This window comes from Clostridium sp. cel8 (assembly GCF_014050525.1).
Classification (GTDB): domain Bacteria; phylum Bacillota; class Clostridia; order Clostridiales; family Clostridiaceae; genus Clostridium_B.
In genome coordinates this window covers 39,004-54,096 of the sequence record NZ_JACGAG010000012.1, presented here as the reverse complement: position 1 = coordinate 54,096, position 15,093 = coordinate 39,004, and the positions used below count along the sequence as shown (strand labels likewise).

Below are 15,093 nucleotides of genomic sequence, written 5' to 3'. Positions count from 1 at the left end.
AATATTTATTCCTCATATATTTTCTTAGATCTTAATATTATAGCTGCCATAGGTGGTACCTTTATTGTAAGACAATACTTTTGATTATGATAACTCTTATCTTTTGAATATAATGTGCCGGACATAACTTCTCCTGAACCACCAAATTCTTTTTTATCTGTATTAAAGACCTCTTCATACTCACCTAAGTAAGGTACTCCAATATCATAGTCATAATAAACTTTTGGTGTGAAATTACAAAGTACTATAAGAGTATCCCGTTTGTTATTTGAATTTCTAATAAATACTATTATGCTTTGATTTGAGTTATTAACATCTATCCACTGAAATCCACTAGGTTCATAATCAAATTTCCATAATGCACTATGTTTAATATAAAAATCATTTATACTCTTATAAAAATGAAATATATTCTTATGCATTGGAAATTTATCTATAAGATCCCACTCTAAACCTTTTGAATCATTCCATTCAGCAAATTGACCAAACTCCGTTCCCATAAATATAAGTTTTTTACCTGGATGAGTATACATGTATGTAATAAATACTCTTAAACCAGCAAACTTATTCCAATAATCTCCCCACATTTTATCAACTAGTGATTTTTTTCCATGGACAATTTCATCATGGGATATTGGGAGAATAAAATTTTCCGAGTAATTGTACATCATAGAAAATGTAATAAGATTATGATTATATTTTTTTCCTTCTGGAGGTAATGAAATAAATTTTAATACATCATTCATCCATCCCATATTCCACTTAAAATTAAATCCTAATCCACCCAAGTACACAGGCCTTGAAACAAGAGGCCATGCTGTGGACTCCTCTGCAGCCATTATTACACCTTTAAATAGATTAAAAATCACCTTATTTAATTGCCTATAAAATTCTACCGCTTTAGTGTTCTTATTATCTCCATTTTCACTTGGTGTCCATTCACCTGGACCTCTATCATAATCAAGATAAAGTGTGTTTGCCACTGCATCCACTCTAAGTCCATCTACATGAAATTCCTTAAACCAAAAAACAGCATTGGATATTAGAAAACTTCTAACCTCACTTTTTCCTAAATCAAAATTTTCTGCTCCCCAACCTTTATTTTCCGCTTGTTTTTCATCTTCATATTCATATAAACATGTTCCATCAAATTTATATAATCCATGCTCATCCTTACAGAAGTGACCTGGTACCCAATCTAGTATCACTCCAATATCATTTCTATGAAAGAGATCAATGAAATACTTAAAATCCTCTACACTACCATATCTGCTGGTAACAGAATAATAACCTGTAACTTGATATCCCCAAGACTGGTCTAATGGATGTTCCATTATAGGCATTAATTCTATATAGTTATACTTCATCTTCTTAATGTACTTTACTAGACACTTAGCTATTTCCCTATAATTCATAAAGTCGCCATTTGGTTTTTTCTTCCATGATCCTAAATGAACTTCATATATATTCATAGGTCTAGAATATACATTACTTTTTTCTCTTCGAGTCATCCATCTACGATCCTGCCATTTAAAAATTTTATCATGTATTACAACAGAAGCATTTCCTGGCCTTTTCTCTGAATATCTTGCATATGGATCACTTTTTAAAACTATCTTTCCATCACTACATACAATTTCATATTTATACAATACCTCTGTATTAATTCCCACTATAAATCCAGTCCAAATACTACCTTCGGCTGTTTTCTTTAATTCATATTTAGGTTGTGACTTCCAATTATTAAAATCTCCAATCACTCTAATCCTCTTTGCTTTAGGTGCCCATACTGTAAATCTAACTCCCTTCTTTCTATTTTCTTCTCTAAAATGTGAACCCATAAATTTGTACAGATAATAATTTTTACCTTCGTGAAAAAGGCGTATATTTTTGCTCCACATTTTCCCACCGCCTTAATTTATATAAATAATTATCATTTTGTATTTTGACACTATATTATATCCAAATTTTTATTGCATATTAAAGTATATTAGATATAATAAAAAATATAATGGAAAAATAAATTCAAGAAAAATTATTTAAGTGACGTAGATAGCTTTTATGTAATTATTTTAAAAGTCTTAAAAATACTTAGAAAGGAATATGTATAACATAGACTCCTATGGTTATATTATACAACGAAATATAAATTATGGAAACTAGAATAGGTGTAATTGGAATAGTAATAAAAAATTTAGAAAGTTCAAAAATGGTAAACGAAATTCTCCACTCATTTGCTCATATAATAGTTGGTAGAATGGGTATCCCATATAGAGAAAAAAATATTTCTATTATTTCTATAATTGTAGATGGGACTTCAGATGAAATAAATGCTATGACTGGAAAACTTGGTAAAATTAATAGTGTAAAAGTAAGAAGTGCCATGACGAAAAAATAATAATATAAATCCATATATTCATATATATATTGTCTATAATATTTGTATATTTTTTTGATTATCCTTTACAAATGAATTTTTTTTTAATTTTTATAAGAAATTTATCTGTAAATGATTCCACATTGTTTAATTATTCTTTCAATTTCGTTAAAATATATATGTGGGCAATTTGTAACAATTCATTTCGCAATACTATTATTTAATTATAAGTTATGGAAAGGCGGCTCTCTATATGGATTTTATAAATTTATTTGAATTACAAGAAAATTTAGACGAACTAATTAGAAAAGAGCAAGGTCTTGAAGGGACTTCCCTTCTTTCAGAGAAAACACTGGCACTTCAAGTTGAAATAGGTGAACTGGCTAACAGAACTAGATGCTTTAAATTTTGGAGTAATAATAAAATTACTAACAATAAACTAATACTTGAACAACTCGCTAATTCTTTATACTTTATATTATCTTTGGGACTAGAAAAGAGCTTTAATGACATAGGTGATATAAAACTTACCAAAAGTAAATGTAATATAACTTCTCAATTTTTAAATATATACGTTGATATAAATGATTTCTTAGTATGTTCTTCAAAGGATCATTACATAACTTTATTTGAAGACTTCTTAAGTCTTTGTTTAAGTCTTGGATATCATCCAAATGAAGTTAAAAAAGCATACAATAATATTTATACAAATAAACATTATTTAAGTGAAAAAAAGTATTGTTGAATTTAACTATAAAAAAAGCCATTGAAACGTCAAGTTTCAATGGTTTTTTTATTTACTTATAATATCATCTTATTTAGGTTAAACTAGTTTCATATTAATGAATAAAATTATAAATACGTCATACAAAGGTGGTGATATCATGCTCGGTGTTTTATCTTCCATAATATCTGGAATGGCAATGAGTATTCAAGGTGTATTTAATACTAGACTTGGAGAGAAAATAGGACTTTTTGAAACAAATACAATAGTTCAAGGAACTGCTTTTATTATAACTCTTATATTATATGTTTGTTTTGGCAAGGGTAATATGTCTAATATTAAACTATGTAAAAAAATCTATCTCTTAGGAGGTGTACTTGGAGTAATTATAACATTTACTGTTATGTATGGGATAAAGCTCCTAGGTCCTACCCATTCAATAACTTTAATATTAGTATCTCAACTCATAACAGCAGTTATTATAGACTATCTAGGACTATTTGACTCAAAACACATACATTTTAATTTACGTCAGTTAGTTGGAATACTTATGCTCATATCCGGAATAATAATATTAAAATGGAAATCATAAAAAGTAAAATATCATTTATAAACATCACACATTATCTTAAATAGGTATATATATAGTATTAGTATAATAATATCAATTTTAGGAGAATATGATGTTTTCTATAAAAAATAAGCTTGAACCAAACTTGAGATTAGCTTTAAATAAGGGATATTATAAAAATTATAGAGTAATAATACTGTGTAGTTCACTTATGCAAAATATAGAAAAGAAAATTGCAAGTTATGGTGGGAAAATACTAAACAGCATTTCCTATATAAATTGCATATATGCCATAACAAGCACACATGTTTTAAATAGGCTTATAGAATTTCCAGAAGTAAAATATATAACTTGGGATATAAAGGCCAATTTATGTGGTAAAAATGTATTGTCAGCAAATAAAATATATTCTCATATAAAATGCAAATTTACAGGCAAGAATGTATGTGTTGGAATTATAGATTCTGGAATATATCCTCATCCAGATTTTTTATCTGAAAAGAACAGGATAAAAAAGTTTATTGACTTAGTAAATAACTTAAAATATCCCTATGATGATAATGGCCATGGAACATTTATGAGTGGAATAATAGCATCAAATGGGAAATCATCAAATAGATCCTATTGTGGAATAGCCCCGGATTGTAGTATTTATTCTATAAAAGCATTCAACTCACTTGGATATGGATATATAGGAGATATACTTTTAGGAACACAAATACTTATAGAAGAATCAAAAGATATAAACTTAAAAGTAATTTGTCTACCTTTTGAAATAAACTCAAGAGATAACTTTATTTTATCTCTATTTCAAAAATTATTTAACATTGCAGCCAAAAATAACATAGCGGTAGTTGTTCCCTCTGGAAACAATGGAAATGAAAAATACAGCATACAAGGGATTTCCACCCTAAAAAATTGTATAACGGTTGGAGGTATAGACACCAGTTCACATGAAATTAAATTATATGAATATTCATCATCAGGTCCTTTTTTTAAGACTCAAAAACCTGATATAGTAGCAGCCTGTGTAGATATAGTATCTACAAATTCAAATATAAATTATGTATCTGAAAGAAATGGCAAAAAACTATACCCTACAAGTTTAAAAACTCCTTATACCACTTATACAGGCACATCTTGTGCAGCATCTTATATAAGCGGTATATGCTCATTACTATATGAAAGTAATCCAGATTTAAACTTTAATGACTTAATCTCATTACTAAAAATATCCTGTAAATTACTTAATCTTCCTAAATGGTGTCAAGGATTTGGAATGATAGATTTTGAAAAACTTCCATTTTAAATATGAATAAATTTCCTTTTTATTTAACATTTATATAAAGTGTGTTATTATAGTATTAAATAATAATTACTATTAACTACAAGAGATAATAAAGGGAGGAATTTCATGTTAAGTGAAAGACTTATAACTGCTATAAACGATCAGATAAACTATGAAATGTATTCTGCTAACTTATATTTTGCCATGAAGGCATATTGCGACTCGCTGGATTTAGATGGATTCTCAAACTTCTTTAATGTTCAAATCGAAGAGGAAAATTACCACATAACTAAATTCTATAACTTTTTAAATCAAACTGGTTCAAGAATAATTATAGGTGGAATAGATGAACCTTTTAATAATTATGAATCAATTTTACATGTATTTAAACAGGCACTAGCACATGAAAAAACTGTAACATCTAAAATATACAACTTAATGAACATAGCAACTGAGGAAAAAGAACATGCAACAGTAAGCTTACTCAAATGGTTTATAGATGAACAGGTAGAAGAAGAAGAAACTTTTTCAAAGTTACTTAAAAAGTTAGAGAGAATTGGAGATAATCCTGCTGCTTTATATATGTTAGATACAGAGCTCCAATCTAGGACTTTTGTACCACCTACTAATACAGCTAATTAAAAAACTAATTAAATAATGGCTATAGATATTTAATCTAAGGCCATTATTTAAATTTACCCATCCTTCTAAATTTATCATATCTCTGATTTAAAAGTTCTTCTTTTGAATACTTTTTAAATATACCTATAGTATCTATAAGTTCTTTTTTCATAATTTGAGCCATTTTATCTACATCTTTATGAGCACCACCTTGTGGTTCCCTTAACACTTTATCAATTATTCCATAATCTTTTAAATCTTTAGCTGTACATTTCATAACTTCAGCAGCTTTTTCAGCAAGTGAAGCATCCCTCCAAAGTATTCCTGCAAATCCTTCAGGAGAAAGTATAGAATACACTGAATTTTCCAGCATCCAAACTGAATTTGCCACAGCAAAGGCAAGTGCGCCTCCACTTCCTCCTTCGCCTATTACTATTGATATTATAGGGACTTCAAAATCAAACATATTTATCAAATTACTGGCTATAGCTTCACCCTGTCCTCTTTCTTCTGCTTCCATTCCACAAAAAGCACCTGGAGTATCTACAAAACATATAATTGGCCTGTTGAACTTTTCAGCTTGTTTCATAAGCCTTAAACTCTTTCTATATCCCTCCGGCTCAGGCATTCCAAAATTTCTCTTTATATTTTCAGAAGTATTCTTACCTTTTTGCTGTCCAATAACAGTTACAGGATCTCCATCTAGCATAGCTATTCCTCCTACAACAGATGGATCATCTCCAAAACACCTATCTCCATGCATTTCCATAAATTTATCAAATATTCTATCTATATAATCAAGGGATGTAGGTCTTTCAATCATTCTTGCTGTAGTCACTCTTTGCCATGCGGTTTTCTTATCTAATTTATCACTTATCATATTGTGGATTTTCTCTATTTTTTCCATATAAGAATCTTCCTTTCATTTAAAGTAAATCACTATCTATTTCTATCATGGATAATCAATATATCTTTTAATGTCTTTTTTAAATTATCTCTTGAAACTATACTGTCTACGAATCCATGACTTAACAAGAATTCCGCACTTTGAAATCCCTCAGGTAACTTTTGCTTTATAGTTTGTTCAATTACTCTCTTACCTGCAAAACCAACTAATGCATTTGGTTCAGCTAAAATAATATCTCCAAGCATTGCAAAACTTGCTGTAACCCCTCCTGTTGTTGGATCTGTAAGTACTGTAATATAGAGTAATCTTTCCTTATTTAATCTATTAAGTGCTGCACTTATTTTTGCCATCTGCATAAGAGAAAACATACCTTCTTGCATTCTCGCTCCTCCAGATGTTGTAAAAATAATTATTGGAAGCTTTAATTCTATGGCTTTTTCTATTGCTCGCGTTATTTTTTCACCCACTACAGATCCCATACTTCCCATCATAAAATTGCTATCCATAACACAAACTACTACTTCCATTTTCCCAATACTACCTTTACCAGTTACAACTGCCTCTTTCAGCCCTGTTTTTTTCATCATTGATTGTAATTTATCTTCATATCCTTCAAACTGTATAGGATTGCTAGATTCCATTTCAGCATCAAATTCCTCAAAACTACCATTATCCATTACAAGTTCTATTCTTTCTCTTGCACTCATTCTAAAATGATAACCACAATACTGACATACTTTATTATTTCTATCTAAATCTTCTTTGTACAATACCTTCTTACACTTATTACATTTAACCCACATACCATTTGGTATAGATGGTCTGATATCATCTTGAGTATTTTTAAGAGATTCTTGACTTACAGTAATGTACCTTCTCCTTTTAAAGAACTTGTTCAACAAATCTTACTCACTCCTTTCCAATAAATTCGCACTTAATATTATACTATATTTTCCAAATATATTAATTTTTATAAGGTAAACTCTTTATAAACTTTTCTACATACTTTGTATCATAGGTTCCTTTTATAAATTCTTCACTATTAAGCAAATCATATTGGAAATCCACATTTGTGCTAACTCCATCTATAATAAATTCTTCTAAAGCTCTTCTCATAGTTTTAATTGCTTCTTCTCTATTCTTGCCATACACTATAAGCTTAGCTATCATTGAATCATAATATGGAGGTATAGTATATCCTGAATAAACAGCACTATCAACTCTAACATTAAATCCACCTGGAATATATATATCTGTAATTTTTCCTGGACAAGGAATAAATCCTCTCTCTGGATTTTCTGCATTTATTCTGCATTCTATAGAATGTCCATGAGGTGATACATCACTTTGAGAAATATCTAATTTTTCCCCAGCTGCAATCTTAATTTGCTCCTTTACTAAATCCACTCCAGTTACCATTTCTGTTATAGCATGTTCTACTTGAATTCTAGTATTCATCTCCATGAAGTAATAGTTGTTATTTTTATCTAAAAGGAACTCTATAGTACCTGCATTATTATAATTTACAGCCTTTGCTGCTCTAACTGCAGCTTCTCCCATTGATTTTCTAAGTTCTTCTGTCATTATTGGACTTGGAGCTTCTTCCATTACCTTTTGATTTCTTCTTTGCATTGAACAATCTCTTTCTCCCAAGTACACTATGTTTCCAAAGTTATCTCCAAGTATCTGAATCTCTACATGTTTTGGCCTTTCAATAAACTTTTCTAGATATATAGTGTCATCCCCAAAGGAAGCTTTTGCCTCAGATTTAGCATTTTCATAGTTCTTTATTATATCGCTTTCTTCATATACAACTCTTATACCTCTACCACCACCACCAGCAGAGGCTTTTATCATAACTGGATATCCAATATCTCTTGCAGTAGTTAAAAGATCCTCTTCATTTAAAATTGCTCCATTTGATCCTGGTACAACAGGTACCCCAGACTTTGCCATTATTTCTCTAGCATTTGACTTGTTACCCATACTATCAATACATTCTGGACTAGGTCCTATAAATGTAATATTACATTCTCTACATATTCTTGCAAATTTACTGTTTTCAGATAGAAATCCGAAACCAGGATGTATTGCCTGTGCTCCTGACAAAACTGTAGCACTTATTATATTTTGAACATTTAGATAACTATCTTTAGGAGATGCTGGCCCTATACAAACAGCTTCATCTGCCATCTGCACATGCAAAGCTTCTCTGTCAGCTTCTGAATACACTGCTACAGTTTGAATTCCCATCTCTCTGCAAGCTCTTATTACTCTTACTGCTATTTCACCCCTATTTGCAATCAATATCTTACTAAACACTTTTTAAATTCAACTCCTAATACTTTAGTTTTTATCTCCTATCATAAACATCAATTCCGCTTCAGCAGCTTTTTCTTCTTTAACATAAGCTACTGCTTTACCTATACCTGCAGGTCCTTTCATTTTTACAATTTCAACAACCAAAGTAAGTGTATCTCCAGGTACTATCTTTTTTCTAAATTTAGCTCTATTTATGCCACCAAAAAATGCTATTTTATTTTTAAATTCATCTTTACTAAGTATAGCTACTGCCCCTGCCTGTGCAAGTGCTTCTATAGTAAGCACTCCAGGCATAACTGGTTCTTCTGGAAAATGTCCTTGAAAAAACTGTTCATTTGCTGTCACATTTTTTATAGCAATAACTTTTTTTCCAGGTTCCATATAAACCACTCTATCAATTAATAAAAATGGATATCTATGTGGAATAATTTCTTTAATTTCCTTTATTCCTAAATTTACATTGAAATCATTTTTTTCCATAATATCCTCCCAAGTATTAATTTATTTATTAACCTTTATTTTAAACAAGCACTGTCCATATTCAACCATCTGTCCATTTTCTGCAAGTATTTCTACAACTTCACCATCAACATCACTTGATATTTCATTCATGATCTTCATTGCTTCTATTATACATAGCACATCACCTTTTTTAACTTTATCTCCAACACTTACATAATCTGCTTTATCAGGACCTGCCTTACTATAAAATGTCCCTACAATAGGTGATACTATTTCTTTTATGTTTTCATCATCTTCAATCTCTTTTTCATCTTTTGTATCTTCTTTTTTTACACCTTCATCTTTTACACTTTCATTTTTATATGAAGGATTTTCTACACTAGTAACTTCACTCTTCTGCAAATTTTCCTCTAACTTAGGTTCAATAGATCTAGTATTTTGAAAAGTATGTGCTATATCGCTTGCTTTAATTACTCCAGATTCACCCTTCTTTTTCATTATTATAGAAATTTTATCCCAATCAACTTCCAAATATCCAAGACTTGAATTATCCATAACTTTTATCATTTCTTCAATTGCCTTAAAATCCATATTGCTCACCCCATCTTTTTAATAAAATTACAGCATTATGTCCTCCAAATCCAAAGGAATTTGACATAGCATATTTAACATCCACTTTTCTACCTTTATTAGGAACATAATCAAGATCACATTCTTCATCTTTTTCCCTATATCCTATAGTAGGTGGAATAAAGCTATCTTCCATTGACTTTATACATACTATAGCCTCAACTGCACCTGCAGCTCCAAGTAAATGACCTGTCATAGATTTAGTTGAACTTATAGGTATTTTCTTTGCAATATCGCCAAATAATCTCTTTATTGCCAATGTTTCACCTTTATCATTTGATACAGTACTTGTTCCATGTGCATTTATGTAAGATACATCGCCTTTTTCTATATTAGCTTCTTTTATTGCCTCACCCATAGCATAGGCCGCTCCTTCTCCTTTAGGATCAACAGAAGTTATATGATACGCATCACAAGTAGATCCATATCCAACTATTTCCGAATATATTTTAGCATTTCTCTTCTTTGCATGTTCCAAAGATTCCAATATAACAATACCAGCTCCTTCTCCCATAACAAATCCATTTCTCTCTTTATCAAATGGAATAGAAGCCCTTTTTGGATCATCACTTTTGCTAAGTGCTGTTAATGATGTAAATCCTGCTACAGAAAGTGGAGTTATACTTGCTTCAGTTCCCCCTGCAATTATTACATCTGCAGTTCCGTTTTGTATCATTCTATAAGCTTCTCCAATACAATTTGTACTTGTTGCACAAGCTGTAACAACTGTAGTACATACTCCTTTTGCACCATATCTTATTGCAATGTTTCCAGCTGCCATATTACTTATTATCATTGGAATAAAAAGTGGATGAATTCTATTCGGTCCTTTTTTCATAAGAGTTTCATGTTCTTTCTCTATAGTTCCTATTCCTCCAATACCAGAACCTACAACAACTCCCATCCTATGTTTATCAACACTGTCTAAATCAAGTCCAGAATCTTTAATTGCTTCATCTGCTGCAACTACAGCAAATTGTGAAAATCTATCTAATCTTCTGGATTCTCTTCTACCTAAAATTGATATAGGATCAAAGTCTTTAACCTCTGCAGCCAATTTTGCTTTAAAACCTTCTGTATCAAATCCTTTAATAAAATCTATTCCACATACTCCATTTTTTATATTACTCCAAAAAGTATCTACATCATTTCCTACTGGTGTAACTGCTCCAAGTCCTGTAACTACTACTCTATTTTTCACCTATTTCACCAACCTTTGATCATTTTTGTAATTATTTATCATTGCATTTATAAGATTTATAAATAATTACATTACCATTCCACCATCTATATTTATAACCTGACCTGTAATGTAATCAGATTTACTAGATGCCAAAAATGACACTGCTTCAGCCACATCGCTTGGCAATCCAATTCTCTTTAAAGGTACAGTAGACAGTATACTCTCTTTAACTTTATCAGGAAGTACCTCTGTCATACTTGTTTTTATAAATCCAGGTGCTACTGCATTTACATTTATACCTCTTCCTGCAAATTCCCTAGCAGTAGATTTTGTTAATCCTATTATACCAGCTTTTGCAGCTGAATAATTTGCCTGACCTGCATTTCCAGTTATTCCTACTACAGAAGATATATTTATTATTTTACCACTTCTCTTTTTCAGCATAATTGGAGCAACATGTCTTATACAATTAAATGCTCCTTTTAAATTTACTTCTATTACTTTATCAAAATCTTCTTCTTTCATTCTAAGTATCAATCCATCTTTTGTTATACCTGCATTATTTACAAGTATATCCACTGTATTGAACTTTTCTACTGCCTTTTCAATTATATTTTTAGCATCATTAAATATACTAACATCACCAGGCACCAAAATAGCTTTACTACCTAATTTTTCAATTTCTTTAACAATTTCATTTAAAGAATCTGAATTATTTCTATAATTTATAACTATATTAGCACCTTCTTCAGCAAGCTTAAGTGCAATAGCTCTGCCTATACCCCTTGATGCTCCAGTAACTATAGCAACTTTTCCTTCCATAAGTCTTTCCATTTCACATTCTCCAATCTTATTTATTTAATCTCTCTATAGTGCGATTCAAAGAATCCATATCTTGGACGTTTAAAATAGTAGATTTTCTATCCACTTTCTTTACAAAACTGCTTAAAACTTTTCCTGGACCTACTTCTATAAAAGTATCCACTCCAATATTAATCATATTTCGTATTGTCTTTTCAAAATAAACTGTACTCATTACTTGTTTCTTTAAATATGGCTTAACAAGGTTAACATTTTCCACTATTTCTCCTGTAACATTTGTAATAAGTGGTATTTTAAAATTTGAAATTGATATACTCGCTAGTTCCTTTTCAAGTTTTTCCGCTGCCGGTTTCATTAAAGAAGTATGAAAAGGCCCACTTACAGAAAGTCTAACAACTCTTCTTGCACCAGTTTTTAATAACTTTTCTGCAACTTCTTCTACAACTTCCTTTTCACCGGAAATCACTATCTGTCCTGGACAATTTAAGTTAGTTATCTCTACTACACCTTTACTAGAATATTCTTTGCACAATGCATTCACTGTAGAAATGTCAGACCCCATAACAGCAAACATTGCTCCTTTTCCATAAGGTACAGCTTGTTGCATATATCTTCCTCTTTTCTTAACTAATGAAACTGCATCTTCAAATTTAATGACTCCACTTGCAACAAGAGCAGAATACTCTCCAAGACTTAATCCTGCTGTAATATCAGCTTTTACTCCAAAGCTATTTAAAGCAGTAAGTGCTGCAATGCTCATAGTTAAAATTGCAGGTTGTGTGTTCTCAGTTTCATCTAAATCCTCTTTAGGCCCTGAAAAACACATATTACTTATGGAAAATCCAAGTACTCTATCTGCAGTTTCAAAGATCTCCTTTGAGGACTTTATATTATCATAAAGTTCCTTTCCCATACCTACATATTGAGCACCCTGTCCTGAAAATAAAAAAGCTATTTTTCCCATGTTTTCCTCCCAATTTAATTTTGAACTATATTTTCTAATCTCTTTATGCTATCTTCAACTCCACAGAATATATCTTCTATTATCTCTTTTGCACTTTGCTCTTTATTTACAAGTCCTGCAATCTGTCCTGCCATAACAGATCCATTTTCTATATCCCCTTCTTTTGCAGCTTTTGAAAGTGCTCCTCTTCCTAATTTTTCATACTCACTTATAGGAGCATGATTTTTATCTAAAAGTTGAAATTTTCTAGTTAGTTTGTTTCTTATTACTCTTACAGGATGCCCAGTAACTCTACCTGTAACTTGCGTATCTATATCTTTTGCCTTTATAACTCTATTTTTATAATTTTGTGATACCGTACATTCTTTAGCTACCAAAAATCTAGTACCTAATTGAACACCTGAAGCTCCTAGCATAAAAGCCGCCGCTGCTCCTCTTCCATCTCCTATTCCACCTGCTGCTATAACTGGAATATTCACAGCGTCTACAACCTGTGGAACTAAAGCCATTGTAGTTAGCTCTCCTATATGACCACCGGACTCACAGCCTTCTGCAATAACAGCATCTACACCTGACCTCTCCATACGCTTTGCTAAAGCAACAGATGCAACTACAGGTATTACCTTGATATTATGCTCTTTCCACATACTTATGTATTTACCTGGATTTCCAGCTCCTGTAGTAACTACCTTTACTCCCTCTTCGCAAGCCATTTTTGCTATATCTTCCGCAGTATCTGAGAGTAACATTATATTAACTCCAAAAGGCTTATCTGTTAGCTTTTTAGCTTTTCTTATTTCATCTCTTACCCAATCAACAGGTGCATTTCCAGTTATTATTCCAAGTCCTCCAGCATTTGATACTGCAGAAGCAAGTGAACTATCTGCTATCCATGCCATTCCTCCTTGTATAATAGGATATTTTATACCTAGCATATCACACAATTCAAAATTACTCATACATACCTCCATACTAACAATACATTGTTCTATTTGTTATATTTAACTACAAAATTAACAGCATCTCCTACCGTCTTTACCAATTCCTCATCATCTATCTGAACTCCAAATTCATCCTCTATATCAATTATTATTTGAAATAATTCTAAAGAGTCAACCCCAATTTCTTCAAATGAAGTATTCATCTTTATTGTTTCTTTGTCTATATCAAGTTGCTGTGAAATTATATTTCTTATTTTTTCAAACACCATTTCTATCTTATAAATCAAATTTCAAAAACAACTCCTCCATATGTAAGTCCTCCTCCAAAACCTACCAATATGATTTTATCTCCAGATTTAAAATCATATTTTCTTCTCACTTCATCAAGTGCTATCCCAACACTTGCCGCTGAAGTATTTCCATACTTATCTAAGTTAATATAAAATCTATCTAAAGGTATATTCAATCTTTTAGATGCAGCTTCTATAATTCTAAGATTTGCTTGATGTGGAATTATACATTTTATCTCGTCTATTGAACTATTGGATTGCTCTAAAAGCTTCCTTATACATTTATCCATAATCTTAACTGCAAATCTAAATATTTCTTTTCCATCCATTTTAACTACTGATCTTGCCCTCTTTACTTCAGTTTTCATATATGGATTATCTACAGCTTTTGCCTGACAAATTAGAGATTCTCCAAGACGTCCATCTGAACCTGTAAAAAATGCACGCATACTATCTTTTTCTCCCTGTTTTAATACAGCAGCTGCTGCACCATCTCCAAACAAAATACAAGTACTTCTATCCTTCCAGTCAAGTATTTTAGAAAGAACTTCGGCACCTATTATTAAAATTGTTTTTGCTCTACCTGCTTTTATAAACTGAGTTGCAATATCTAAAGCATATATAAAGCCAGAACAAGCTGCTGATATATCAAAACAAGTAGCATTAAGTGCATTTATATTCTTTTGAACTATACATGCTGTAGAAGGCAAAAAATTATCTGGTGTAGCAGTAGCTACTATTATAAACTCAATTTCATCTGCAGATATATTTGCATCTTTTATAGCCTTGACTGCAGCTTTTGTAGCCATATCAGATGTATTCTCACCTTGGGAAATTCTTCTCTGTTCAATTCCAGTTCTACTCTTTATCCAACTATCATTTGTATCTACTATTTTACTTAAGTCATCATTTGTAACAATATTTTTCGGTAAATAGCTTCCTGTACCAATAATCTCTACTTTATTCATTTTTCCCCTTCTTCTTTATATAT

The 15,093-nt window shown here is 31.0% G+C and carries 17 protein-coding genes; 5 read left to right on the top strand and 12 right to left on the bottom strand.

Translation table 11 applies throughout. From position 1 onward, the window contains the following. Window positions 1–5: 5 nt before the first annotated feature. Window positions 6–1,901, bottom strand: coding sequence for a 1,4-alpha-glucan branching protein GlgB (gene glgB / locus H2684_RS10415; protein WP_182089341.1), 1,896 nt, complete (start codon window positions 1,899–1,901; stop codon window positions 6–8). A 251-nt stretch (window positions 1,902–2,152) separates the two neighbouring features. On the opposite strand from glgB, the gene H2684_RS10410 reads away from it, so the two are divergent. The 5 genes from H2684_RS10410 (at window position 2,153) to H2684_RS10390 (ending at window position 5,602) form a co-directional block, all read left to right on the top strand. Beyond that, on the top strand, window positions 2,153–2,398 hold the full coding sequence (locus H2684_RS10410) for a TM1266 family iron-only hydrogenase system putative regulator (RefSeq protein WP_182089340.1): 246 nt from the start codon (window positions 2,153–2,155) through the stop codon (window positions 2,396–2,398). Window positions 2,399–2,630: 232 nt separating this feature from the next. Continuing rightward, a complete protein-coding gene (locus H2684_RS10405) occupies window positions 2,631–3,122 on the top strand; it encodes a dUTP diphosphatase (RefSeq protein WP_182089339.1) in 492 nt (163 codons plus the stop codon). A 139-nt stretch (window positions 3,123–3,261) separates the two neighbouring features. Then, entirely contained in the window at window positions 3,262–3,693 is a 432-nt protein-coding gene (locus H2684_RS10400) for a DMT family transporter (protein WP_182089338.1), read from the top strand. Between the two features lie 91 nt (window positions 3,694–3,784). After that, on the top strand, window positions 3,785–4,981 hold the full coding sequence (locus tag H2684_RS10395) for a S8 family serine peptidase (RefSeq protein WP_182089337.1): 1,197 nt from the start codon (window positions 3,785–3,787) through the stop codon (window positions 4,979–4,981). 105 nt (window positions 4,982–5,086) lie between these two features. Beyond that, complete coding sequence (locus H2684_RS10390) at window positions 5,087–5,602, top strand: ferritin (protein ID WP_182089336.1); 516 nt, start codon at window positions 5,087–5,089, stop codon at window positions 5,600–5,602. A 43-nt stretch (window positions 5,603–5,645) separates the two neighbouring features. Here H2684_RS10390 and H2684_RS10385 read toward each other — a convergent pair whose 3' ends face one another. The 11 genes from H2684_RS10385 to H2684_RS10335 all read right to left on the bottom strand — a co-directional run bounded on the left by H2684_RS10385 (window position 5,646) and on the right by H2684_RS10335 (window position 15,070). Next, window positions 5,646–6,488, bottom strand: coding sequence for an acetyl-CoA carboxylase carboxyltransferase subunit alpha (locus tag H2684_RS10385; RefSeq protein ID WP_182089335.1), 843 nt, complete (start codon window positions 6,486–6,488; stop codon window positions 5,646–5,648). 32 nt (window positions 6,489–6,520) lie between these two features. Next, on the bottom strand, window positions 6,521–7,390 hold the full coding sequence (gene accD, locus H2684_RS10380) for an acetyl-CoA carboxylase, carboxyltransferase subunit beta (RefSeq protein WP_182089334.1): 870 nt from the start codon (window positions 7,388–7,390) through the stop codon (window positions 6,521–6,523). A gap of 61 nt (window positions 7,391–7,451) precedes the next feature. Then, window positions 7,452–8,810 carry an acetyl-CoA carboxylase biotin carboxylase subunit gene (locus H2684_RS10375; protein ID WP_182089333.1) on the bottom strand — a complete coding sequence of 453 codons (1,359 nt, stop codon included), beginning with the start codon at window positions 8,808–8,810 and terminating at the stop codon, window positions 7,452–7,454. A 24-nt stretch (window positions 8,811–8,834) separates the two neighbouring features. Further along, window positions 8,835–9,290, bottom strand: a complete 456-nt coding sequence (fabZ, locus tag H2684_RS10370) for a 3-hydroxyacyl-ACP dehydratase FabZ (RefSeq protein WP_182089332.1) — start codon at window positions 9,288–9,290, stop codon at window positions 8,835–8,837. 21 nt (window positions 9,291–9,311) lie between these two features. Continuing rightward, complete coding sequence (gene accB, locus H2684_RS10365) at window positions 9,312–9,863, bottom strand: acetyl-CoA carboxylase biotin carboxyl carrier protein (protein ID WP_182089331.1); 552 nt, start codon at window positions 9,861–9,863, stop codon at window positions 9,312–9,314. Beyond that, complete coding sequence (gene fabF, locus H2684_RS10360) at window positions 9,853–11,103, bottom strand: beta-ketoacyl-ACP synthase II (protein WP_182089330.1); 1,251 nt, start codon at window positions 11,101–11,103, stop codon at window positions 9,853–9,855. The genes accB and fabF overlap by 11 nt, the downstream gene beginning before the upstream one ends. Before the next feature lie 66 nt (window positions 11,104–11,169). Continuing rightward, on the bottom strand, window positions 11,170–11,919 hold the full coding sequence (fabG, locus tag H2684_RS10355) for a 3-oxoacyl-[acyl-carrier-protein] reductase (protein ID WP_182089329.1): 750 nt from the start codon (window positions 11,917–11,919) through the stop codon (window positions 11,170–11,172). A gap of 16 nt (window positions 11,920–11,935) precedes the next feature. Continuing rightward, entirely contained in the window at window positions 11,936–12,871 is a 936-nt protein-coding gene (gene fabD / locus H2684_RS10350) for an ACP S-malonyltransferase (RefSeq protein WP_182089328.1), read from the bottom strand. Window positions 12,872–12,885: 14 nt separating this feature from the next. Continuing rightward, window positions 12,886–13,830, bottom strand: coding sequence for an enoyl-[acyl-carrier-protein] reductase FabK (gene fabK / locus H2684_RS10345; protein ID WP_182089327.1), 945 nt, complete (start codon window positions 13,828–13,830; stop codon window positions 12,886–12,888). A 29-nt stretch (window positions 13,831–13,859) separates the two neighbouring features. Then, window positions 13,860–14,081 carry an acyl carrier protein gene (locus H2684_RS10340; protein WP_182089354.1) on the bottom strand — a complete coding sequence of 74 codons (222 nt, stop codon included), beginning with the start codon at window positions 14,079–14,081 and terminating at the stop codon, window positions 13,860–13,862. A gap of 14 nt (window positions 14,082–14,095) precedes the next feature. Next, the gene (locus H2684_RS10335) at window positions 14,096–15,070 is read right to left on the bottom strand and encodes a beta-ketoacyl-ACP synthase III (protein ID WP_182089326.1); all 975 of its coding nucleotides are present in this window, start codon (window positions 15,068–15,070) and stop codon (window positions 14,096–14,098) included. Window positions 15,071–15,093: the final 23 nt, after the last annotated feature.